This is a genomic window from Beijerinckia sp. L45 (assembly GCF_009765775.1).
Taxonomy (GTDB): Bacteria; Pseudomonadota; Alphaproteobacteria; order Rhizobiales; family Beijerinckiaceae; genus RH-AL1.
This window is the reverse complement of the sequence record NZ_LMUU01000165.1, coordinates 21,049-43,752: the sequence shown is the minus strand read 5'-3', so window position 1 is coordinate 43,752 and position 22,704 is coordinate 21,049. Positions and strand designations below refer to the sequence as shown.

24 protein-coding genes are annotated in these 22,704 nt (G+C 63.6%); 7 read left to right on the top strand and 17 right to left on the bottom strand.

Annotated elements, in window-relative coordinates:
• Positions 1-113 precede the first annotated feature (113 nt).
• Together ctaD and coxB are read right to left on the bottom strand one after the other, a co-directional pair.
• Entirely contained in the window at positions 114-1,775 is a 1,662-nt protein-coding gene (gene ctaD, locus GSQ79_RS17920) for a cytochrome c oxidase subunit I (protein ID WP_158810038.1), read from the bottom strand.
• 75 nt (positions 1,776-1,850) lie between these two features.
• Positions 1,851-2,645, bottom strand: coding sequence for a cytochrome c oxidase subunit II (gene coxB / locus GSQ79_RS17915; RefSeq protein WP_246725415.1), 795 nt, complete (start codon positions 2,643-2,645; stop codon positions 1,851-1,853).
• A 368-nt stretch (positions 2,646-3,013) separates the two neighbouring features.
• Between coxB and GSQ79_RS17910 the strand changes: the two genes are divergently transcribed.
• Both GSQ79_RS17910 and GSQ79_RS17905 read left to right on the top strand, forming a co-directional pair.
• Complete coding sequence (locus GSQ79_RS17910) at positions 3,014-3,538, top strand: invasion associated locus B family protein (protein ID WP_158810036.1); 525 nt, start codon at positions 3,014-3,016, stop codon at positions 3,536-3,538.
• 51 nt (positions 3,539-3,589) lie between these two features.
• Entirely contained in the window at positions 3,590-4,309 is a 720-nt protein-coding gene (locus tag GSQ79_RS17905) for a hypothetical protein (RefSeq protein WP_158810035.1), read from the top strand.
• A gap of 74 nt (positions 4,310-4,383) precedes the next feature.
• Here the strand turns inward: GSQ79_RS17905 and GSQ79_RS17900 are convergent, their stop codons facing one another.
• From GSQ79_RS17900 to GSQ79_RS17855, 10 genes are all read right to left on the bottom strand, one after another.
• The gene (locus GSQ79_RS17900) at positions 4,384-4,863 is read right to left on the bottom strand and encodes an ATP F0F1 synthase subunit B (RefSeq protein ID WP_158810034.1); all 480 of its coding nucleotides are present in this window, start codon (positions 4,861-4,863) and stop codon (positions 4,384-4,386) included.
• Positions 4,864-4,873: 10 nt separating this feature from the next.
• The gene (locus GSQ79_RS17895) at positions 4,874-5,413 is read right to left on the bottom strand and encodes a F0F1 ATP synthase subunit B' (protein WP_158810033.1); all 540 of its coding nucleotides are present in this window, start codon (positions 5,411-5,413) and stop codon (positions 4,874-4,876) included.
• Positions 5,414-5,483: 70 nt separating this feature from the next.
• Positions 5,484-5,714 (bottom strand): F0F1 ATP synthase subunit C, encoded by a 231-nt coding sequence (locus tag GSQ79_RS17890; RefSeq protein ID WP_158810032.1) that lies wholly within the window; start codon positions 5,712-5,714, stop codon positions 5,484-5,486.
• Positions 5,715-5,766: 52 nt separating this feature from the next.
• A complete protein-coding gene (locus tag GSQ79_RS17885) occupies positions 5,767-6,525 on the bottom strand; it encodes a F0F1 ATP synthase subunit A (RefSeq protein ID WP_158810031.1) in 759 nt (252 codons plus the stop codon).
• 47 nt (positions 6,526-6,572) lie between these two features.
• Positions 6,573-7,100: an AtpZ/AtpI family protein gene (locus GSQ79_RS17880; protein WP_158810030.1), complete on the bottom strand. Its 528-nt coding sequence runs from the start codon at positions 7,098-7,100 to the stop codon at positions 6,573-6,575.
• Positions 7,101-7,123: 23 nt separating this feature from the next.
• Entirely contained in the window at positions 7,124-7,669 is a 546-nt protein-coding gene (locus tag GSQ79_RS17875) for a hypothetical protein (protein ID WP_158810029.1), read from the bottom strand.
• Between the two features lie 281 nt (positions 7,670-7,950).
• A complete protein-coding gene (locus tag GSQ79_RS17870) occupies positions 7,951-8,343 on the bottom strand; it encodes a hypothetical protein (protein WP_158810028.1) in 393 nt (130 codons plus the stop codon).
• A gap of 197 nt (positions 8,344-8,540) precedes the next feature.
• On the bottom strand, positions 8,541-11,993 hold the full coding sequence (gene smc / locus GSQ79_RS17865; protein ID WP_158810027.1) for a chromosome segregation protein SMC: 3,453 nt from the start codon (positions 11,991-11,993) through the stop codon (positions 8,541-8,543).
• A gap of 121 nt (positions 11,994-12,114) precedes the next feature.
• On the bottom strand, positions 12,115-12,786 hold the full coding sequence (locus GSQ79_RS17860; protein ID WP_158810026.1) for a DsbA family protein: 672 nt from the start codon (positions 12,784-12,786) through the stop codon (positions 12,115-12,117).
• 93 nt (positions 12,787-12,879) lie between these two features.
• Entirely contained in the window at positions 12,880-13,416 is a 537-nt protein-coding gene (locus tag GSQ79_RS17855) for a DUF721 domain-containing protein (protein ID WP_246725414.1), read from the bottom strand.
• Between GSQ79_RS17855 and mutY the strand changes: the two genes are divergently transcribed.
• The 4 genes from mutY (at position 13,415) to GSQ79_RS17835 (ending at position 16,361) form a co-directional block, all read left to right on the top strand.
• Positions 13,415-14,488: an A/G-specific adenine glycosylase gene (mutY, locus tag GSQ79_RS17850; RefSeq protein WP_246725413.1), complete on the top strand. Its 1,074-nt coding sequence runs from the start codon at positions 13,415-13,417 to the stop codon at positions 14,486-14,488. The genes GSQ79_RS17855 and mutY overlap by 2 nt on opposite strands.
• A 131-nt stretch (positions 14,489-14,619) precedes the next feature.
• Complete coding sequence (locus GSQ79_RS17845; RefSeq protein WP_158810024.1) at positions 14,620-14,880, top strand: hypothetical protein; 261 nt, start codon at positions 14,620-14,622, stop codon at positions 14,878-14,880.
• Positions 14,881-14,985: 105 nt separating this feature from the next.
• Positions 14,986-15,840, top strand: a complete 855-nt coding sequence (locus GSQ79_RS17840; protein WP_158810023.1) for a class I SAM-dependent methyltransferase — start codon at positions 14,986-14,988, stop codon at positions 15,838-15,840.
• The gene (locus GSQ79_RS17835; RefSeq protein WP_158810022.1) at positions 15,837-16,361 is read left to right on the top strand and encodes a GNAT family N-acetyltransferase; all 525 of its coding nucleotides are present in this window, start codon (positions 15,837-15,839) and stop codon (positions 16,359-16,361) included. Before GSQ79_RS17840 ends, GSQ79_RS17835 begins: the two co-directional genes overlap by 4 nt.
• A 7-nt stretch (positions 16,362-16,368) precedes the next feature.
• On the opposite strand, the gene GSQ79_RS17830 is transcribed toward GSQ79_RS17835, so the two are convergent.
• Both GSQ79_RS17830 and parE read right to left on the bottom strand, forming a co-directional pair.
• On the bottom strand, positions 16,369-16,653 hold the full coding sequence (locus GSQ79_RS17830) for a hypothetical protein (RefSeq protein WP_158810021.1): 285 nt from the start codon (positions 16,651-16,653) through the stop codon (positions 16,369-16,371).
• Positions 16,654-16,852: 199 nt separating this feature from the next.
• Positions 16,853-18,883, bottom strand: a complete 2,031-nt coding sequence (gene parE / locus GSQ79_RS17825) for a DNA topoisomerase IV subunit B (protein WP_158810020.1) — start codon at positions 18,881-18,883, stop codon at positions 16,853-16,855.
• A 151-nt stretch (positions 18,884-19,034) separates the two neighbouring features.
• Here parE and GSQ79_RS17820 point away from each other — a divergent pair, with 151 nt between their 5' ends.
• Positions 19,035-20,333, top strand: coding sequence for a glycosyltransferase family 4 protein (locus GSQ79_RS17820; protein WP_158810019.1), 1,299 nt, complete (start codon positions 19,035-19,037; stop codon positions 20,331-20,333).
• 110 nt (positions 20,334-20,443) lie between these two features.
• Here GSQ79_RS17820 and glnA read toward each other — a convergent pair whose 3' ends face one another.
• The 3 genes from glnA to GSQ79_RS17805 all read right to left on the bottom strand — a co-directional run.
• Entirely contained in the window at positions 20,444-21,853 is a 1,410-nt protein-coding gene (gene glnA, locus GSQ79_RS17815; RefSeq protein WP_158810018.1) for a type I glutamate--ammonia ligase, read from the bottom strand.
• 60 nt (positions 21,854-21,913) lie between these two features.
• Positions 21,914-22,252, bottom strand: a complete 339-nt coding sequence (locus GSQ79_RS17810; protein WP_158810017.1) for a P-II family nitrogen regulator — start codon at positions 22,250-22,252, stop codon at positions 21,914-21,916.
• Between the two features lie 117 nt (positions 22,253-22,369).
• Positions 22,370-22,704: sulfurtransferase (locus GSQ79_RS17805; RefSeq protein ID WP_256379037.1), on the bottom strand; the 335-nt coding region annotated here is incomplete at its 5' end.

The window sequence follows — 22,704 nt, the reverse complement described above, 5'->3', positions numbered from 1 at the left end:
CGCTTTTCACGAAGCGGGCAACCCTTGCCCGCCGTGCGTCGTGGATTGAGGCCCACGACGATGAGGGACGAACCCTCGGGGAGGCCGGGCACGAGCGTGCCCGGCGTACAGTCTTAGTGGCTCGAGCCCGTGATGCGCGGCAGCGTCTCGAACTGATGGTAGGGCGGCGGCGAGGACAGAGTCCACTCCAGGGTCGTCGCGCCGACGCCCCAAGGGTTGTCACCGGCAAGCACCTTCTTCTGGAAGGCTTCGAAGATGATGTAGACGAACAGCAACGCACCAGCGAACGACAGGTAGGCCCCGTAGGACGAGATCGCGTTCCACATCGAATAGGCATCGGGATAGTCGATGTAGCGGCGCGGCATGCCGGCGAGACCAAGGAAATGCTGCGGGAAGAAGGTGACGTTCACGCCCACGAACATGATCCAGAAGTGCCACTTGGCCAGGGTCTCATTGTACATGTAGCCCGACATTTTCGGGAACCAGTAGTAGAAGCCGGCGAACAGCGCGAAGACCGCGCCGAGCGACAGCACGTAGTGGAAGTGGGCCACCACGTAATAGGTCTCGTGCAGCGCACGGTCGATGCCGGCGTTGGCGAGGACGACGCCGGTGACGCCGCCGACCGTGAACAGGAAGATGAAGCCGGTCGCCCAGAGCATCGGCGCGCGGAACGAGATCGACCCGCCCCACATCGTCGCGATCCAGGAGAAGATCTTTACGCCCGTCGGCACGGCGATGACCATCGTCGCGAAGACGAAGTAGCGCTGCGTCGTGAGGGAAAGACCGACTGTGTACATGTGGTGAGCCCACACCACGAAGCCGACCACGCCGATCGCGACCATGGCGTAGGCCATGCCGAGGTAGCCGAAGATCGGCTTCCGCGAGAAGGTCGAGATGATGTGGCTGACAATGCCGAAGCCGGGCAGGATAAGAATGTACACTTCCGGGTGGCCGAAGAACCAGAAGAGGTGCTGAAACAGCAGAGGATCGCCGCCGCCGGCCGGATCGAAGAAGGTCGTGCCGAAGTTACGATCCGTCAGCAACATGGTGATTGCGCCGGCGAGGACCGGAAGCGACAAGACGAGCAGGAACGCGGTGACGAGAACCGACCAGGCGAACAGCGGCATCTTGTGCAGCGTCATGCCGGGGGCGCGCATGTTGAAGATCGTGGTGATGAAATTGATTGCGCCCAAGATCGACGAGGCGCCGGCCAAGTGGATCGAGAGAATCACGAAGTCCATCGCCGGGCCGGGATGACCGGTGTTCGATGACAGCGGCGGGTACATCACCCAACCGCCTCCGAACCCCTGCATGCCCGGCGCGCCTTCCATGAACAGCGAGATCACGAGAAGGCCGAACGAGGCGGGCAGCAGCCAGAACGAGATGTTGTTCATCCGCGGGAAAGCCATATCCGGCGCGCCGATCATGATCGGAACGAACCAGTTGCCGAAGCCGCCGATGAGGGCAGGCATGACCATGAAGAAGATCATGATCAGGCCGTGGCTGGTGATGGCGACATTGTAGAGATTCTTGGCCGCTTCGATCGCCAGGTCGGGATCGGCGCCGCGCAGCTTCGCGATCTTGTCGAACACCTGGATACCCGGACTCTGCAGTTCCATGCGCATCAGCACGGAAAGGAAGCCACCGATCAGCCCCGCCGTGATCGCGAAGATCAGGTAGAGGGTACCGATGTCCTTGTGGTTCGTCGAATACATGTAACGCCGCCATCCCGTCGGGATGGCGTGCTCATGATGACCGGCAGCGAGTGTATCCATCGTCTGTATCCTGATCTCGAGCGGCGCGTCGGCGTCACGCTGATAATATTACGGCTCTGGAAATCGCGGGCGTCGTTACTCGGCGCCGGCAAGATGGACGGGTTTTGTCTCGGCGGAGGCAAACTTCTTCTTCGCGTCGTTCAGCCAGGCCGTATAGGCCTCCTCGCTCACGACTTTGAAGGCGATCGGCATGAAGGCGTGGTCCTTGCCGCAGAGTTTCGAGCATTGGCCGTAGTAGGTGCCTTCCTTCTCGGCCTTGAACCAGGTCTCGTTCATCCGGCCTGGGACGGCGTCGATACGCACGCCAAAGGACGGCACCGTGAAGCTGTGGATGACGTCGGCGCCGGTAACGAGAACGTGGACGACCTTGTTGACCGGTACGACGGCCTGATTGTCGACGGAAAGCTGACGGATATCGTCGGCCTTCACGTCATCACCCTTGAGAAGGTACGAATCGAAGGCGAAGCCGCCGTTCTGGTCCTTGGGGTATTCGTAGCTCCAGAACCACTGCTTGCCCGTGACCTTGAGGGTGATGTCGGACTTCGGAACGACGAGCTCGTTGGTCAGCAGTTTCATCGACGGAATGGCGATGATGAAGAGAATCAGCACCGGCAGGATGGTCCAGGCGATCTCCAGCATCGTGTGATGCGTGGTCCGCGAGGGCACCGGGTTGGCCTTCTCGTTGAAGCGGAAGATCACCCAAAGCAGCAGTCCGGCGACGAACAAGGTGATGATCGTGATGATCGGCATCAGGATCGCATTGTGGAAGAAGTGCATTTCCCGGGCGATCGGGGTGACGGCCTCCTGGAAGCCGATCTGCCCTGGGACGGGATACCCGTCGGCGCGGGCCGCGGTGGTGAGGATGGCCATCGATGCGACCATCGTTGCAGACCGGACAATTGGCAGCGTCCGGGCGGACACGGCTTGACCGAAAGTTCTCATGTTCATCCCAATTCCGCTGAGCGGCTTGCGCGCCACCTTCCGCATGCCAACGTCCCCCGTTGGCATGCCGGCGACCCTAGCCGACCTTAATTGTTCCAAACCATAAAGCGAACCCGAGCGCAACAATCTAAGTCTTAGGTTTTCGCGGCATAAAAGCGCGACATTTGGCTCGCTTCCGTCTCGTTTTTGCCATAGCGCTCACGCTTTAAGACAGCTGGACGGTTCGGGCCTCTCCGGCTTGGGCTGTTCGACCCATGCGTGCGGCTTCGGCCGTTCCGAGACGCAAGAAGGACCGTATGAGATTGCCCGTGATGCTTCGGTCCGCCGCGACGTGGAAAATCGTCTCGCTCGTCTTCGGCGTGTTCCTGCTCGCCTCGCCTCCGGCGCAGGCGCAAGGCGTCGTCAAGGGCAAGCATGGCGATTGGCAGGTGCGGTGCGAGACGCCGCCTGGTGCAGCCAAGGAGCAGTGCGCTTTGCTGCAGAGCATCGCCGCGGAAGACCGGTCGAACATCAATCTTATCGTGATCGTGTTGAAGACGGCGGACGGCAAGAATCGCCTGCTGCGGGTGATCGCACCGCTTGGCGTTCTGATTCCCTCCGGGCTCGGCCTCAAGATCGATGATACCGATATCGGCCACGCCGGGTTCGTACGCTGCCTGCCGACGGGCTGCGTCGCCGAGGTGGTCATGGAAGACAAGCTTCTCGACCAGCTCAAAACCGGCAAGAGCGCGGTCTTCATCATCTTCCAGACGCCGGAAGAGGGAATCGGCATTCCGCTGAACCTCACCGGCTTCACCGATGCGTTTGCCGAGCTGCCCTGAGCGGCAGATACTATAAACTTATGATGCGTGTGGACGACAAGGGAGGCGGACATGAGGCTTGAAACGAATCGAGGAGGGCGGGACGCTTTGCGTCCGATCCTGAGCGCCGCGGCAGCGGTGTCGGTCGTGCTGATGTCGCTTTCCGCATCGCCCGCTCGGGCAGACGATGATGATGCCGACGACGGCTTCATGTCCAAGATGGGCCAGACATTCAGCGGCAGCGCCACCAGCGTGAAGAAGTTCTTCGGCATGGGGAAACCGCCACTGCCACCGCAGAACGCGTCGCCCTCAGGGTGCCCGGAGATCACCGTGCTGGACGGGACGGGTGCGGCGCGGATCATGGCGGCCAATGCCGCCGGCAATGCGGGCCTGAAGCATCAGTATTCGATCAGCGACGTCGCGCGCGAATGTCAGCTGTCGAACAACCAGATGGTCCTCAAGGTCGGCGTCGAGGGGCGGGTGTTGCTCGGGCCTGCAGGCGCGCCTGGAACCTTCGACGTGCCGATCCGCATCGCCATCGTCAACAAGGTCGACGACAAGCCTTTTCTCAGCAAGCTCTACAAAGTGGCGGCGTCGATCCCGACCGGCCAGACCGGCACGCCTTATACGCTTGTCGCCGATTCGCTCGTGATCCCCTTCGGTGCCGGTCGGACGGCTCAGGATTACAGCATCAAGATCGGCATCGACTCGGGCAAGGGTGGCGACGTTGCGGACAAGCCGGCGCGTAAGCACAAGACGAAGCCTGTCGCGGCGGCTGCAGCGACGCAGTAGTCGCGCCCGATCGGGCCTGAACCAAAAAAGGCCGGGCAGATCGCCCGGCCTTTTGAATTTATGACGTCGGGAGTTCAGTGCGCGAGGCGCTTCACGTCGCCGATGCCCTGGGTCAGCAGCTGATCGCCGAGCGAACCCTTGGCTTCGCTGCGCAGCACGATCTCGGCGGCAGCGGTGGCTGCATCGGCGGCGGCGGCACGGACTTCCGCCATCGCGTTGGTTTCCGCCGTGGCGATCTTGGCTTCGGCCTGCGCCGTGCGGCGGGTGACGAAATCGGCCAGACGCTCCTGCGCCTCCTTGGCGATCATCTCCGCTTCGACGCGGGCCTGCTCGACGATGGCGGCCGCTTCGCGCTCGGCTTCGGCGCGCTTGCCCTCGAAGGATGCGAGCACGGCGGCAGCTTCCTTGCGGAGGCGCTCGGCCTCGTCGAGTTCAGCGCGGATTCGCGCCCCACGGGCGTCGAGCAAGGCGCCGAGTTTCGAATGTACACCGAGATAGGCGGCAAGCATGACGAAGATGACGAAGCCGACGAGTACCCAGAATTCTGCGTCCATGACTAAACTCTCAGACCTTGGCTGCGGCGATCGCCGCGGCGATGGCGGTCATATCGGCCGGCTTGCCGGTGATGTGCTGAACGATCGCCGAGGCCGCCTCGTTGGCGATCTGGCCGACGCTCGCCATGGCGCTCGCCTTCTTGTCGGCGATGAGGGTTTCCGCGGTCATGAGCTTTTCGTTGAGCTCGGATTCCAGGGCTTTCCGCTTGGCGTCCTGCTCGGTCTTGACACGGGTGCGGGTTTCCTGAGCCAGCGCCTGCGAACCCGCTTTGGCTTCGGCCAGCGTCTTTTCGTAGGCGGCGGCGGCCTGATTGGCCTCTTCGCGCATCTTGAAGGCAGCGCCGAGATCGCCGCGGATCTTGTCGCCGCGGGTCTGGAGGATGCCTTCGACGCGGGGCAGGGCCACGCGCTTCATGATGAAATACAGCGCGCCGAAGGTCAGCGCGAGCCAGACCAGCGTCGACGAAAAGGTGCCGGGATCGAACGGCGGAAAGGCCGCTTCGTGCGGAGCGCCGGGCGCTTCCGTTCCTGCAGTCTCGGTGGTGGCCATGAATTCTGGTCTCGAATGGTCAGGCGGAGAAAAGGCGCGTCCGTCGAGGACGCGCCCAAGGAAGCACTGCTTACTTCATCACGAAGAGCAGGAGGATCGCGACGAGGAAGGCGAAAATGCCAAGGCCTTCGGCGAGAGCGGCGCCGATGAAGGCGCGGCCGAACTGGGCGTCGGACGCCGACGGGTTGCGCAGGGCGCCCGAAAGGAACGGGCCGAAGATCAGGCCGACGCCGATGGCGGCGGCGCCCATGCCGATGGCGGCAAGACCGGCGCCGATGTACTTGGCTGCTACAGGATCCATAAGAAAACTCCGAGTTTTAAAGATCGGGCACCGATCTGTTGTTGATATTTATTCAGTGGCCCGGATGAATTGCGTCGTTGAGATAGACGCAAGTGAGGATCGCAAAGACATAGGCCTGCAGCACGGCGACGAGCAGTTCGAAGCCGGTGAGGATGACGGTCATGGCGAGAGGCAGGGGCGCGATCACGGCGAACGCGCCGGCGCCGAGGAGCGAGGCGACGAAGGCGCCGAAGACTTTGAGGGTGATGTGGCCCGCCAGCATGTTGGCGAACAGACGAACAGAGAGGCTGATCGGCCGGGCCACGAAGGAGATCACCTCGATCAGCACGATGAACGGCAACAGCAGCGGGCTGACGCCCGACGGTACGAACAGTTTCAGGAAGTGCGTGCCGTGGCGCATCACGCCGTAGATGATGACGACGGCAATCACCAGAATAGCCAGGGCGAAAGTCACGACGATCTGGCTGGTGACGGCGAAGGAGTAGGGGACAAGGCCGACGATGTTCGAGAAGATTACGAACATGAAAAGCGCGAAGACGAAGGGGAAGAAGCGCATGCCCTCCGTGCCGGCCGTCTGCTTGATCATGTTGCCGACGAACTCGTAGCTCATCTCGGCGGCCGACTGGATTTTTCCTGGCACCAGGGCATTGCCGCTGGTGCCGAGAATCATAAGGGCGCAGGCCAAGCCGAGAACGATGACCATGAACAGCGAGGAATTGGTGAACGAAAGGTCCAAGCCGCCGATGTGGATCGGAATGATCGGTTCGATCCGGAACTGATGGATCGGGTCGATGCCCTGTTCTGCCGCCACGTCGATGTCCCTAGATCAGAGGCGCGAGCGCCGTCGTTGAAGTCGAATTAGAGCGGGCCTCGCCCGGTCGGCTTTACCGCGATACGATAGACGTTCCAAAACCCCGCCGCGGTGCCGAGAGTCAAGAAGACGATCAACAAAATCGGCGATGTTTTCAGCCAAACATCCAGTTGCCAGCCGATCAATGCGCCGACGACGATGCCGGCGACGAATTCGGTCAGCACGCGAAAGCCGAGGCTCATCGCGCCACCGAGCGTGTTGTTGCCGAGATCGGTCTTCGCCTTGTCGCTGGACGCCTGGTCCTGCGCATCGAGCGAGGTCGACAGACGAGCCAGACGCGCATGCAGCGCGGCATCATCGTCCTGGTTGGGTTGTTCCGCCAAATCGCTCTCCCGTGGCGCGCTTAAGGCGAGGGCTTCTACGTCCCCTGACTGCGCCGGCTTGTAAAGACGGGGAGCGCGAGTGTCAAGGTTTGGCCATAAAGGTGCGTTTCGGATAAAGTATCGCGATGTCAATGCCTTAGCGTATTGAGAGTGAGCGTTGGCGATCTCTGGTAAGGTGACGCCGTCGATCATTGTTTTCTACGAGATGATCAGCGCTACAGAGCACCCGAAAGCAGCTTGCCGGTTCTGCGGGAAAAGCTGACAACCTCGACGCTGTCGGACTGTCCTGGCATCCGTGCTGCGACATGCCAGACGTTGGCGTCCTCTTTTGCTTGTAAGGCGGTGACCGGGATCGTCGCGAGAGCCGGCTTCGTTTGCATCAGCACGTGGGCGTATTCGACTGCATCTGCGGGCTTGTTTATGAGGCCGCCATAGGCAGCATAATAGATATCCATAATGCCGTCCGGTTCGAACCGAGTCCGGGGACCGAAAACCCTAGCGTAATCGGCCTTCGTCATGAATCCTGACCAGTAGGCTTTTTCCTGTTCCGTCAAAATCTGTCGCCCATCACAGCCAATTCCCGTCACCTCAGCGGAATTCTTGCGGATGAAGATGTGGCACATACAATACTGCAAGCCCCTGCGCGTGTCGGTATATGGGGTTCCCGTGACCAGCCATGCGTCGCCTCGGTCGAATGCTTCAAGCGGAAGCTGTGGAGTTAAAATGTCAGCACCCTGCGTGCTGATCATGATGACGGACATGAGAGCCTTTGCGGTTGTAGCGTCAATGAGCATTGGACGGCCCCAATCCATTGGATACGCAGTAATCAATGAGGGTTATGGGAAGTCCCGGACCATAGGTATGAACAAGGAGTATCTTCATCGGTGGGAACGGTACGCCTGGGATTAGTCCTAGTTGATTGATCCGCGGGTCGAACGACGTCGCGTGTCCTCCAATGCATATCAGAGGATAGACCTTGTTTTGATTCGGTGTGAATTCAGGATCGTTGCCGGTTTTCACTTCGATGAAATAGGGCAAGACGCTACCATTCGAGAGTGATGCGCCGTCCGGGATCGCGTTCTCGGGACCATTTGCCCGACTGTCTCGGCTCGGCTGGGTTGAAATTGGCTTTCCTCGTATCCGAAACTCGGTTGTGTGAGAGCCAGTTGATCGAACTGGCCAAAAAGATCGCCTGGAGTTGCTTTCCCTCGTTTAGAAGTCCTGCAACCTTGGCCAACCGGTCTCTTGCCGCCAATGCGTTTTCGTTTTCAACATCCGGCCGCCCACAAAACTGAGCTTTATTATGCGAATGCACTACATAGTGGATGCCTACCCTCTGGATCACCTCTTCGCCGTCGATTACGAGACAACCATCAGAAAAGCTAATAGGACGATCATTCATCCTTAGGAAAAATCGGCCACCAACTTCTTTCATGCGACGCTCCCGAATTTGGGCACTAAAATATAGCATCACTCGATTTCGGCGGGAAGTATTTAGCTAGGGGCTTACAGTAAGTAAATCGGACTTATAATGCTCACGCATCTGTGCAAATGCTGAAATCGAGGTTCGCGTGAATTCGCTGTCGTGTTGATCGTAAAGCTACAAACTTGTTACCGAACCGCGCGGTGTTATCACACCGCTTCCAACAGCTGCTCCGCCTCCGCCAAATTCACCGACACCAGCTGCGACACGCCGCGCTCGGCCTGTGTCACCCCGAATAGCCGGTCCATCCGCGCCATGGTGATCGGGTTGTGGGTGATGGTGACAAAGCGTGTGTCCGTTTTGGTCCGCATCTCGTCGAGGAGGTCGCAGAAGCGCTCGACGTTGGCGTCGTCGAGCGGCGCGTCGACCTCGTCTAGCACGCAGATCGGCGACGGGTTGGTGAGGAACACGGCAAAAATCAGCGACATGGCCGTCAGCGCCTGCTCGCCGCCGGAGAGCAGGGTCATCACCTGCGGTTTCTTCCCCGGCGGCCGGGCGAGAATTTCCAGGCCGGCTTCGAGCGGATCGTCGGATTCGACGAGCTGCAGCTCCGCGGTGCCGCCGCCGAACAGGGTGGTGAACAAGTCCTTGAAATGGGTGTTCACCGCCTCGAAGGCGCCAAGCAGGCGCTCGCGGCCCTCCTTGTTGAGGCTGCCGATGGCCTGACGCAGACGCCGGATCGCCTCGGTCAGATCGTCCTTCTCCTTGTCGAGGGCGCTGCGCTGCTCCTCGATCGCCGCCAGCTCCTCGTCGGCGCGCAGGTTGACCGCACCGAGCCGCTCGCGGTCGGCGCGTAGCGATTCGAGTTTTGCCGCTATGGTCGCGGCGGCCGGGCGCTCCTCGTCCGATTTGACGCCAGCAAGCGCGGGGAGGCCGGCGGGCTCGCATTCGAGGTCGGTGGCTGCCGTCTTGATCACGGTTTCGAGGCGTACGCCGGCGACCTCGCCGCGCGTTTCGCTGCGCGCCTTGTCTTCGCGGGCCGTGCTCATCGCCTCCAGCGCCGCCCGGGCCGCGCGGTCCGATTCGGCAAGCGCGGCTTCGCCCGCTTGGCGGGCATCGGATGCGGCGCGCAAGGCGGCTTCGGCGGCTTCTAGATCACTCAAAATATTGCGGCGGGCGAGGACGAAGCGATCCGGGGCATTGGCCAGTTCGTCGCGTTCGCCGGTGGCCGCTTCGAGCCGTGCCTCGATGTCGTCACGGTGGCTGTCGGCCTGCTCCAGCCGCGCCTGCCAGGAGCGCCGTTCGGCGGCGATGGCTGACATGCGGCGATCACGCGTCTCGCGCTCCTTGGCCAGCGCCTGTAGCGAGGACCGTGCTTCGGTCTCGGTGGCGCGATGGCCCGCCACGCGAAGCCGCGCGGCTTCGAGTTTTTCAGCGAGATCGTGGGTGGGATCCAGCGCTTCGAGAGCGATCTCGAATTCCGCGTGCTTTTCCGCCGCCTCGTCGCGTGCCGCAAGGGTATTGGCCTCGGCGGCTTCGAGCGTCGCAAGGCGGGCGCTGCTTTCGCTGCGGCGGCGCTCGGCGGTGGCATACTGGCTTCGCGCGGCATCCAGCGCCCGGCGGGCGGTCTGCTGTGTGGTGCGCGCCGCGCTTTCGCGCGTTGCGGCGTCGCGGAGAGCGGTCTGTGCGGCGTCGGCGGCATCGCGCAGCGTCTCGGCCTGCTCGCGGGCGAACTCGGCATCCATCCGCAGGTCGGTTAAGCGGTTGCGCTCGACGAGGCGCCGCGCGGCCGGCGTCGGCGCCTCAGCCGCCTGGGTAAAGCCGTCCCAGCGCCAGATGTCGCCTTCGCGCGAGACGAGCCGCTGGCCTAGCTTCAGGCGTAGACGTAGCGCCGGCCCATCGGAGCGGGCGACGATGCCGATCTGCGCCAGCGCGCGCCGCAGCGCGGGCGGCGCCTGGACGAAGCCGGAGAGCGGTTCGGCGTCGCCTGGCAACAGACCGTCGCCGTCTGCTGCGACCTCGGCCCAGTGGGCCGGTGCGGCGGGGTCGATCGAGGCATCGAGGTCGTCGCCCAGGGCCGCGCCGAGCGCCGCCTCGTAGCCCTTGGACACGTCGATCGAGTCGGTGACGGCCGGCCATTTCGATCCCGAACCGGAATCGAGCAGCTTCGTCAGCGTGCGGACTTCGGTTTCGAGCCGCTGCGCCGCGCGGTCGGCCTCGGCGAGCGGCGTCCGCGCCGCGAGCTCGGCGTCGCGCGCGGCGGCATGGGCCTGCTCGGCGTCCTGCGCCTCGGTTTCCGCGATTTCCGCCGTCTCGGCCGCAATCTCCAGCTGCTCGGCGGAGGCTTCGAGTCCGTCGGCTTCTTCCAGGCTCGCCTGTAGCGCTTCCCGCGACGCCCGGGCGGCCATCAACTCGCGGTCAAGCCGCGCCATGCGGGTGCCTTCGTCGCGCAGCCGCTCGCCGAGCGAGGTGCGGCGGGCCTCGGCATCGGCACGCTCGGTCTGGGCTTCGGCCAGTTCGGCCTCGGCCTCGCCGCGCAGCATCTCGGCTTCCGCGATGGCCTCGCGGAGATCGCGCTCGCCGTCATCATCGGAAGCGCCCGACGCCATGTCCGCCTCCTCGGCATCGAGCCGAGCCAGCACGCTGGCGGCATCCTCCAGCGCGGCGCGATCACGGGCAAGATCGCCGGTCATCTCGGAAATGCGCCGCTCGATCTCGGTCAGCCGGCCCTTGGCGCGGCGCTCCTCGCCATCGAGGGTTTCCCGCGCCACGATCAGGCGCTGCAGGGCGGTCCCGGCCTCGGTCTCGCTGTCGCGCAACGCCGGCAGACCATGCGCGGCGATAGCCTGGTGGCGCGCCGCCTCGGCCTGCTGCCGCGTCGCTTCGACCACGCGGGCGGTGTCGACGTCGAATTTGGTGCGCGCCTCGGTCACCTCCAGCATCGCCGCGTCGTAGTCGATGAGAATGGAGAGCGCATTCAGTCGGCGGATGTCGGACTGCAGCGCACGATAGCGCTCGGCCTGGCGGGCCTGCCGGCGCAGGCCGTCGCCTTGTGCGGTGATCTGGCCGAGGACGTCGTCGATGCGGGTGAGGTTGTCCTCGGCCCCCTTCAGCCGCAGCTCGGCCTCATGGCGGCGGGTGTGGAGACCGGCGACGCCGGCAGCTTCCTCAAGGATCCGGCGGCGCGCCTGCGGCTTGGCGGCGATGATTTCGCTGATCTGGCCTTGGCGGACGAGGGCCGGCGACCTGGCACCGGTGGAGGCGTCGGCGAACAGGATTTGTACGTCACGGGCGCGGCACTCGCGGCCGTTGATGCGATAGGTCGAACCCTGTTCGCGCTCGATACGGCGGGTCACTTCGATGATGTCGGCGTCGTTGAACTGAGCCGGCGCGGTGCGCATGGCGTTGTCGAGCACGAGGCCGACTTCGGCCATGTTGCGGGCCGGCCGGTCGCCGCCCCCGGAAAAGATCACGTCGTCCATGCCGGACGCGCGCATGCTTTTGTACGAGTTTTCGCCCATCACCCAGCGGAGCGCTTCGACAAGGTTCGACTTGCCGCACCCGTTAGGTCCGATGACGCCGGTCAAGCCCGGCTGGATCAAAAATTCCGTCGTCTCGACGAAGCTTTTGAAGCCGACGAGACGGAGCTTGCTGAGATGCATGCCGCAGCCCCCGTGACCCCGCACCCTGCGCGAAAGCCACGTCGGTGCAAGGGCGCGGGCCTATTTTCCTGTGCGAATCGAGGTCGGAGCCGCCGCTTTCGCCGCGCGCGACAAGGAGACTTCAACCCTTGAGAAGAGGATCCAAAATCTTCGCCAGGCCGTCGGGCGTGAGCTCGCCGCTGACCTTGGTGCCGTTGAAGTAGAAGGTCGGAGTCGCGCTGACGCCGAATTTCTGCGAGCCGGCGTCGCGCACCTGGTTCACCTGATCGTAAAGTTTCTGATCCTTGAGGCAGGTCTCGAAACTGTCTTTGCTCATGCCGGTCTGTTTGAGAATGTCGGAAAGCGCTTCGAGTGGTTTGTCGACGAAGGCCCAATTCTTCTGCTGGGTGAACAGCAGGTCGACCACCGCCGAGCGCTTGTCCGGGCCCGAGCAGCGCGCAAGCATGAAGCCGGCAGTGGCGAGCGGATCGAGCGGAAATTCGCGGAGGATGAACTTCACCTTGCCGGTGTCGACGTATTTGCTGACCAGCGTCGGATAGGTTCCGGTGTGGAACGCGGCGCAGTGCGTGCAGGTCATCGAGGCATATTCGACAATGGTCACGGGAGCATCGGCCTTGCCCTGGACGATGTCGGGCAGCGCTTGGGCGGCCATCAACTCTTCAACGGGAACTTTGGCGTTCTGGGCCTGAGCCGAACCGCCCACGAGCGACACGCTCAGCGCGATGGCGGCGACGCCTTTGGCAAGCATGCGGCGGCTGCCGGAGAAAGGAAGGACGTTGCGTAGCGTGACCATAAGACCATCCGGCGTCGAGGGATTGAAAAAGCGACGGAAAACGCGCGCACCATAGCCGTTTGGAAGAACCGGGCAAGGTCGCGTCGGCAGGCGTTAAGGCTGATCCGTGGCGGATTCGCGGCTGGCGACGTCTCGGCTGAGAACATGGGCGCCAAGCCGTGTCAGCGCCGCGCGCAACGCGTCGTCGGCCACGCCCACGGTAAGCGGGGCGGCAGCCGCCATCTGCGCTTCCGTCACCGTGCCTCGCGGCGATTTGATGCGCGCCAATCGGTCGATCGGGCCTTGCTTGAACGCGAGACGCCCGACGCAGCGCCAGCCGAGGTGCGCGTTGATGCGGTCGATCAGCACATCCGCCATATGCTGCAGTTCCAGGGCAAAACCGCTTTCGACGCGGATCTGCAGGGTGGCCGACTGGGGTGGCGCGTCGGGATGGCGGCCGGGCGGCCGCGGCGGCCATTGCAGCTTGATCGGCTGCGAGTTGGCGGCAAGCCGTTCGCCGACTATGTCGTCCCAGTTGAGAATCACATCGGATTGGCCAAAACCCTGGCGGGCAAGCACAGGGTGGATCGCCGCGCCGACGAGATCGGCGAGCGGTTGTGACCAGCTGCGTTTACGGGACGGTCTTTTCATGACGCGCAACTCTAGCAAGCTGACCGCCGCAAAGGAAACGCCGCGCGCGGCGGAGCGCCTGCTGGCCTGGTACGATCGCCATCGCCGCGCGCTGCCGTGGCGGGCTTTACCGGGCCAGCGCGCTGACCCCTACGCTGTCTGGCTTTCCGAGGTGATGCTGCAGCAGACGACGGTGGCGGCAGTAAAGGCCTATTACGTGAGCTTTCTCGACGCCTGGCCGGCGGTCGGCAATCTTGCTGCGGCGCCGGTCGACGAAGTGATGACGCGCTGGGCCGGCCTCGGCTATTATTCGCGCGCTCGCAATCTCCACGCCTGTGCCCAGGTGGTGGTAGCGGAGCATGGCGGACGCTTCCCCGGCACCGAGGCCGCGTTGCGGACGCTGCCGGGCATCGGCGCCTACACGGCGGCGGCCGTCGCGGCCATCGCGTTCGACCAGCGGGCTGTGGTCATCGACGGCAACGTCGACCGCGTCATCGTCCGCCTCCATGGCATCGAGACGTCGATCCCTTTGGCCAAGCCGGAGATCCGGCGTCTCGCCGATGCGCAGACACCGGATGCGCGGCCGGGCGACTATGCGCAGGCGATGATGGACCTCGGCGCCACCATCTGCACCCCACGCAAGCCGGCCTGCGTGATCTGCCCGCTTGCCGAAGGCTGCGTGGCGCGGATCACCGGGCGCCAGGACGTTCTGCCGGTCAAAGTCGTGAAGGCGGCGCGACCGGTGCGTCACGGCTCGGTCTTCTACGTCAGACGGGCGCCGGGCGAAGTCCTCGTCCGAACGCGGCCGCCCAAGGGGCTGCTCGGTGGGATGACGGAATTTCCCGGCAGCGCCTGGGATGCTGTCGGCGATCCCGAGGGGGCGGCCCGGCCGCTCGCGGCATCCTATCAGCGACTGCTTGCGCCGGTGGAGCACGGCTTTACCCATTTCGAACTCGTGCTGACGCCGTTTCTGGCGACGGTCAAGGCCACGACACAGGCGCCCGATGGCTGCCGCTGGGTTTTGGAGGAAGGGCTCGCGGGCGAAGCCCTGCCGAGCCTGATGCGCAAGGTCGCGGCAGCGGCCGAACCGTAGCGGCTGACGGATACTGGCTCCGTCAAACAAAACGGTGGCAAAGCCTTTATCGCGCGTTCAGCACTGCGGCACTCTATGGTTTAACAAAAGACATAAAGCAGTTACAAAAACGTCTCGTAGGAGACGATGGCATGTTACGCGAAATCGACGTCCTTGAAGCCGGATTTCAGCCGACACAGGTTCCGGTTCTGGCCGATGCTTATGTGCAGGCTCTCAGCGTCGTGGAGCGCTGCCGCCCGATCGATGAAGCATTGGAAGCGCGGCTGGCGGACGCGATCCTGATGGAAGCGCAGCGGCGGGTGAAACTGGGGCTCGGTCTGCGCCATCGCTATGACGCCAACATCCTCGCCACGATGGCGGCCGGGTTTCTCTTTCACGAGAGCCATCCGTAGCGTCTCGGGTGCGCAATGCGCCGACGGCGCTAGCCCGCAATTTCTCGACCCGGTAAGACAGTTGCGGCCGCCGCTATCAGCGGCGCTGTCTCAGGGGTAATCGACGTGACGACTTCCACCGAACTGTCGAACGCCGATCAGATTACCTATTGGAACGAAATCGCCGGCGCAAAATGGGTCGCCAATCAGGCGCGTCTCGACCGGGTCTTTGCGCCCCTGACGCAAGCTCTCATCGCGGCGGCCGCGCCCGAGGCGGGTGACCACATCCTCGATGTCGGCTGCGGCTGCGGCGAGACCAGCCTGCTTTCGGCCGTCCGTATCGGCCCGACCGGGCAGATCCTGGCCGTCGATATTTCGCAGCCAATGCTGGATCATGCCCGAAGCCGCGTCGACGCTGCGGTGGCGCCGATCACGTGGCTACAGGCCGACGCGATGACCCACGGTTTTGCGGCGACCGCCGATCTGATGATCTCGCGCTTCGGCGTCATGTTCTTTGCCGATCAGCTTGCGGCTTTCGCCAATCTTCGCCGCGCACTCAAGCCTGGCGGCCGGTTCGCCTTGCTGTGCTGGCAACCGCGACCCGACGTCGTGTGGATGCAATGGCCGCTCGAGCAGGTCGCATCCGTGCTGCCGACGCCGGAACCGACGACGGGGCAGGTTGGTCCGTTCGGATTGGCCGATGCCGACGCCACCTGCCGGATGCTGCGCGACGCCGGCTTTTCCCAGGTAAAGGCGAGCGCGGTCGCGACCACGTTGACGATTGGTATCGGCCCTGACCCCGTCGAGGACGCTATGGCCTTGCTTGGCGATGCCGGTCCCGTCGCCGCGCTGTTTCGCGATGGCGAGCCTGCGGAGCGGGCCAAGGGGGAGGCGATGTTGCGGGCTGCGCTGGCGGGGCGGATCGACGCTGGCGCCATCCGCCTGGATGCCGCCTGTTGGCTCTATGAGGGCACGGCTTGATTTCGATCCGCGATGCTGCGGCCGCGGACATCGCCCAGGTCGCCGCGATCTACCGCGATGCCGTGCTGCACGGCACGGGCTCCTTCGAACTCGATCCACCCGACGACGCCGAGATGATCGCGCGCCATCGGCGCATCGTCGGGCAGGGCTATCCCTTTCTCGTCGCCTGCGAAGGGATGGCCATCCTCGGATACGCCTATGCCTTTGCCTATCGGGACCGGCCGGCCTATCGCTTTACCGTCGAGGATTCGGTTTATGTCAGGACCGAGTGCCAGGGTCGCGGGGTCGGAGCCGCCTTGTTGGCGCGCTTGATCGTCGAGGCCGAGACGCGCGGCTATCGGCAGATGGTCGCCGTGATCGGCGACAGCGCCAACGCCGGCTCGGTCCGGCTTCATCGCAATGCCGGCTTCGTGCCGATCGGAACGTTGGGGGCGGCGGGCTGGAAGCACGACCGCTGGCTCGACGTCGTGCTGATGCAACGGATTCTTGGGGCAGGCGATACCGCGCCGCCCGCGACGTGAAGTCTGCCTACTTCATCACGCCGGTGCAGGGGTCGATGACGTAACGGTTATGAAGCGCACCGACCGATGCCGTCGGCGCGTAGTCGATGCCGGGATTGAACGGCGCCGTCGGGGTTGCACGGGTCACGCTCTGCACGGCCGATCCGATCTCGGCACCATGTTTCTTCGTCATGTAGTCCAGGACATCGGCGGAAGCGACGAAACCGACGGCGATGATCGACACGGAAAGCGCGATGCCCTCGAACGAGGCGCCGCGTTCGTCGCCAAACCAACGTCGGACATAATGCTTCACGGCTTCGCGCTCCTGAACTCTGGGCAGGTCTCGAAGATGCCGCAGCAGGGTAAACAGGAGATTGACGGACCCGAAAAGAATTGACCTATTTTGCTAACGAACACCATGCTTTCGACAATAACGCTGCGAGACGTCCAGCATTCTTATAGTTAAAACGAGGGTCGCCTAAATATTAACGAGCGGCCTTGCGCGTGCCGGCTCAGATGTCGACGAGTTCCGTCGCGAAGGCGGCACGCTCCTGGATGAAGGCGAAGCGCGCCTCGGCCTTGTTACCCATCAACTGCTCAACTGAATCCACGGTACGCTCTGCATCACCCGGCAGGATCACCACGCGCAGCAGGTTGCGTTTTTTGGGATCCATGGTGGTTTCCTTGAGCTGCGCCGGCATCATCTCGCCGAGGCCTTTGAAGCGGCTGACGTCGATTTTGCCCTTTCCGGTCAACACCTTCTTCGTCAGCTCGTCGCGATGGCGGTCGTCGCGGGCGTAGACATGCGTCGTCCCTTGGGTCAGCCGGTAGAGCGGCGGGACGGCGAGGTAGAGGTGGCCCGTCTCGATCAGCTTCGGCATCTCGCGATAGAAGAAGGTGATGAGCAGCGAGGCGATATGCGCGCCGTCGACGTCGGCATCGGTCATGATGATGATCTTGTCGTAGCGCAGGTCCGCGTCGGAGTAGCGGGTGCCGGTGCCGCAACCCATCGCGAGCGTCAGATCGGCGAGCTGCTGATTGGCCGCGAGCTTGTCCTTTGTGGCGTTGGCCACGTTGAGAATCTTGCCACGCAACGGCAATACGGCCTGGTTGGCCCGGTCGCGCGCCTGTTTGGCGGAGCCGCCGGCCGAATCGCCTTCGACGATAAAGATCTCAGAGCCTTGCGCGGATGTGTTCACGCAATCGGCAAGCTTGCCGGGCAGGCGAAGCTTGCGCGTCGCACTCTTGCGGGCGACGTCTTTTTCGGCACGGCGGCGCAGGCGTTCCTCGGCGCGATCGATCGTCCAGTCGAGCAGCCGCATCGCTTGCGAGGGCAGCCCGGCGAGCCAGTGATCGAAGGTGTCGCGGATGGTCCCCTCGACGATGCGCGCGGCCTCGACGGTCATCAGGCGGCCCTTGTTCTGGCCCTGAAACTCCGGCTCCTTGATGAAGACGGAAATCAGCGCGGCGCAGGAGACCATCACGTCGTCGGCCGTCAGGACACTCGCGCGCTTGCCTTGGCCGACGCGCTCGGCGTGATCCTTCAGCCCGCGCAGCAGGGCCGCGCGGAGGCCTGCCTCATGGGTGCCGCCATCGGCCGTCGGGATCGTGTTGCAATAGGAATGGACGAAGCCGTCGTCGTCGGCGAGCCAGGAGATCGCCCACTCCAGCGAGCCGTGGCCGCCCGGCTTCACCACCTTGCCGGTGAAAACCTGGTCGGCGACCATGGTTTTGCCCTGGGTGTCCTGGGCGAGATAATCCTTGAGGCCGCCGGGGAAGTGGAACACCGCCTCGCGTGGCGTGCCGCCTTCGTTATTCAGCGCCGTATTGTGCCAGCGGATCTCGACGCCGCCGAAGAGATAGGCTTTGGCGCGCGCCATCTTGAAGAGGCGGGCCGGCTTGAAATGCGCTTCGGCGCCAAAGATCTGCGGATCCGGCTTGAAGCGGACGCGGGTGCCGCGGCGGTTCAGCACCTTGCCGACGGTGACGAGTTCGCTGGTCGGTAGGCCGCGGGCAAAGGTCTGGCGGTAGAGCACCTGTCCGCGGGCGACCTCGACCTCGCAGTCGATCGCCAGGGCATTGACGACGGAGACGCCGACGCCGTGCAAGCCGCCCGAAGTCTGGTAGGCGCCCGAATCGAATTTGCCGCCGGCATGCAGCGTCGTCATGATGACTTCGAGCGCGGATTTTTTAGGAAACTTGGGATGCGGGTCGATCGGGATGCCGCGGCCGTTGTCCGTCACCGCGAGGTATCCCTCCGCGTCGAAGACGACGTCGATGAAGGTCGCGTGGCCGGCCACCGCTTCGTCCATCGCATTGTCGAGCACTTCCGCGAAGAGGTGATGCAGGGCCGCCTCGTCGGTGCCGCCGATATACATGCCGGGCCGACGTCGCACCGGCTCCAACCCCTCCAAAACCTCGATCGAGGAGGCGTTGTAATTGGCTTCGTCCGGGGTGCCGGTGGTCAGCTTCGGCGCGCGGGCCGGGGCCTGTGGCTCGGGCAATTTGCGCGCTGTACCGAAAAGATCGCGATTGGTCGCCATGCGTCCGGGTCTCGTTTCAGGGTCGCCCCCAGCAAGCCGACGGCCGCGCCGAGGAGGAACATAACAAAAACATCTCTCGGTCCCACTTACCGGACTTTAACGGTCGATGGCTAGAGTCATCGCGATACACTCCAGCGGAAACTGGCGCTGCATGGCCGATGCTCCCCTCACCGTCGTCATCTGCTTCGACCATGCCTCGATCACGGGCGGTCAGGCGAAGGTCGCGTTCGACAGCGCCGTCGGCCTGAAGCGTCAGGGCCATCGACCGATCATCTTCGCAGCGGTCGGCCCGATCGCGCCGCAGCTTGCCGAAGCCGGCATCGAGACGATCTGCCTGGATCAGGACGATCTCATCGGCAACCCGTCGAAGCTCGCGGCCGCCGTTCAGGGCATCTGGAACGGGCCGGCCGCCAAGGCGCTGGACGCCCTGTTGCAGCGGCTGCCCCGGGAAAACACCATTGTTCACGTCCATGGCTGGGCCAAGGCGCTGTCGCCTTCGATCGCCGGGCCCATCGCGCGCTCCGGTCTGCCGGCGGTGTATTCGATCCACGAATATTTTCAGTTCTGTCCCAACGGCGGCTTCTACAACTATCAGCGGCGTCACATCTGCCATCTGACGCCGCTCTCGGCTGCCTGCTGGGCGACGAACTGCGATTCGCGCAATTATCTGAGAAAGCTGTGGCGCAACGTCCGGCTCCTGACGGCCAAACGCATCGCCCACTTGCCGGACATCTTTTCCAATTACATCGCGATTTCCGGCTTTCAGGAAGACATCGTCGCGCCGCTCGTGCCGAAGCATGTGACGCTGCACCGGGTGTCCAACCCGGTCTCGGTCCCCGACCTCGGCCCCAAGCCGGACCCGCTTTCCGGCGAGGTGATTTTCGTCGGGCGGTTGTCGCCGGAAAAAGGCACGCTGCTGTTTGCCGAGGCGGCCCGGCGCATCGGCATGATCCCGACGTTCATCGGCGACGGGCCGGTAACTGCCGAACTTGCCGCGAAATATCCGGAAGCGCGGCTGCTCGGGTGGCGTGATCCGGCCGGCGTGCAGAGTGCGATGCGGGCGGCGCGGGCCCTCGTCTTCCCGTCGATCTGGTATGAAGGGCAGCCGCTCACCGTGCTCGAAGCCAAAGGGCTCGGCGTCCCGATTATCGTATCGGACGCCTGCGCCGGGCGCGAGGAGGTGGAGGACGGGGTGACCGGCCTGTGGTTCAAGAGCCAGGACGTCGACGATCTTGCGCGGGCGCTTGCGGTGACGCGCGACGATCTCAAGATCGCGGCGATGTCGAAGGCCGCTTACGCTGCCTATTGGCGCGACCCGTCGACGCTGGATGCGCACGTCGGACGGATTACCAGGATCTATCGCGGGATGATCGCCGGCGGGACCGAGGCGAAGCGCGCTGTCGCGGGCCACGCCACTTCGGCGTGGTCGGCCCGCGCCGCGTCCCTGTAGAGGTCGATTCGTCGAATTGCCCGATGCTTAGGCGCTACGCCTGTTCTCGCGCCAAAAAAAGGGCCGGGCCTTTCGGTCCGGCCCTTCTCTCGCTGCGGGGAAGACCGCGATCAGTATGAGTAGTACATGTCGAATTCGACCGGGTGCGGCGTCATTTCCAGGCGCATCACGTCCTTCATCTTCAGCTCGATATAGCTCTCGATGAAGTCATCGTGGAACACGCCGCCGGCCGTCAGGTAGGCGTGGTCGGCCTTCAGGGAGTCCAGCGCCTCGCGGAGCGAACCGCAGACCGTCGGGATCTGGGCCAGTTCGACCGGCGGCAGATCGTAGAGATCCTTGTCCATCGGCGAGCCCGGATCGATCTTATTGATGATGCCATCGAGACCGGCCATCAGCATCGCTGTGAAGGCGAGATAGGGGTTCGCCATCGGGTCGGGGAAACGCACTTCCACGCGCTTGGCCTTCGGATTGGACGTATAGGGAATGCGGCACGATGCTGAACGGTTACGGGCGGAGTAGGCGAGCAGGACTGGCGCTTCGTAGCCCGGCACCAGGCGCTTGTACGAGTTCGTCGACGGATTGGTGAAGGCGTTCAGCGACTTGGCGTGCTTGATGATGCCGCCGATGTACCACAGGCATTCCTGGCTTAGGTCGGCATACTTGTCGCCGGCGAAAAGCGGCTTGCCGTCCTTCCAGATTGACTGGTGCACGTGCATGCCCGAGCCGTTGTCGCCGAAGATGGGCTTCGGCATGAAGGTGGCCGTCTTGCCGTAGCTCTGCGCGACCTGATGGATGCAGTATTTGTAGATCTGCATGTGATCGGCCATCTGCGTCAGCGGACCGAACTTCAGACCGAGTTCGTGCTGGGCGGAGGCCACCTCGTGGTGGTGCTTCTCGACCTTGCAGCCCATGCTCTGCATCGCGGCGAGCATTTCGCCGCGCATGTCCTGCGCCGAATCCTGCGGTGGCACCGGGAAGTAGCCGCCCTTGGTGCGGATGCGGTGGCCGAGGTTGCCGCCCTCGTAGGCGGTATCGGAGTTCGACGGGAATTCCGTCGAATCGAGCACGAATCCGGTATTGTAGGGGTCCGAACGGAAGCGCACGTCGTCGAACACGAAGAACTCGGCTTCCGGACCGAAGTACACGGAATCGCCGATGCCAGCGGATGCGGCGTAGGCTTCGGCCTTCTTGGCGATGCCACGGGGATCACGCTCGTAGGGCTCGCCGGTCGCCGGTTCGAGCACATCGCAGATGATGGAGAGGGTCGGCGCGGCGAAGAACGGGTCCATTGTCGCCGTCGTCGGGTCCGGCATGAGCGTCATGTCGGATTCGTTGATCGCCTTCCAGCCGGCGATCGACGAGCCGTCGAACATCGTGCCTTCGGAGAACATCTCCTCGTCGATCAGGCTCTGATCGAAGGTGACGTGCTGCCACTTGCCGCGCGGGTCGGTGAAGCGCAGATCGACGTATTTGATGTCGTTGTCTTTGATCGCCTTCAGCACGTCAGCTGCGGTTTTCATATCGAACTCCCTTGGGGAAGGTTGAAATCACACCGGAGCTTTATCAAGGCTTCGCGACGGTTAGATCGCGTCAGGCCCGGTCTCGCCGGTCCTGATCCGGACGGCGCCTTCTATCGCTGAAACGAAGATTTTGCCATCGCCGATACGGCCGGTTTGCGCGGCCTTGCGGATCGCGGCGACCGCGGCGTCGATGGCGGAGTCGTTCAGCACGACCTCGAGCTTCACCTTCGGCAGGAAGTCCACGACGTATTCGGCGCCGCGGTAGAGTTCGGTGTGGCCCTTCTGGCGCCCGAACCCCTTGGCCTCGATCACGGTGATGCCGGAGACGCCCGCTTCGTGGAGCGCTTCCTTGACCTCATCGAGCTTGAAAGGCTTGATGATGGCTTCAATCTTTTTCATCGACGACGTCCACTCACGGTAAGAATCCTCCCGGTGCCGAACTTCTAGGCAGTTGTCTGCTGCTTAGCACCAGCTATGCCAAAGTGTCATCGGCCTTACGGCCCGATGCGGTTCGTCTCACGGCTTTGCGGGGCCGGTCTCGATCGGCAGATCGGGGGTCGCGCCCCACTCGGACCACGAGCCATCATATAATCCGACGCCGGACTTGCCGATGTTTTCGAGCCCGAGGATGAGGATCGCTGCGGACACGCCCGAACCGCAGGTCGTGATGATTGGCTTGTCGAGATCGACGCCGGCCGCCTTAAATGTTTCGGCCAGCACGTCATCGGATTTCAGCCTGCCGTCGGCATCGACCACGGAGCGCCACGGGACGTTGCGAGCGGTGGGAATATGGCCCGAGCGCAGCCCTGGGCGTGGCTCGGGCACAGAGCCGGCGTAGCGCGGCGCTGAGC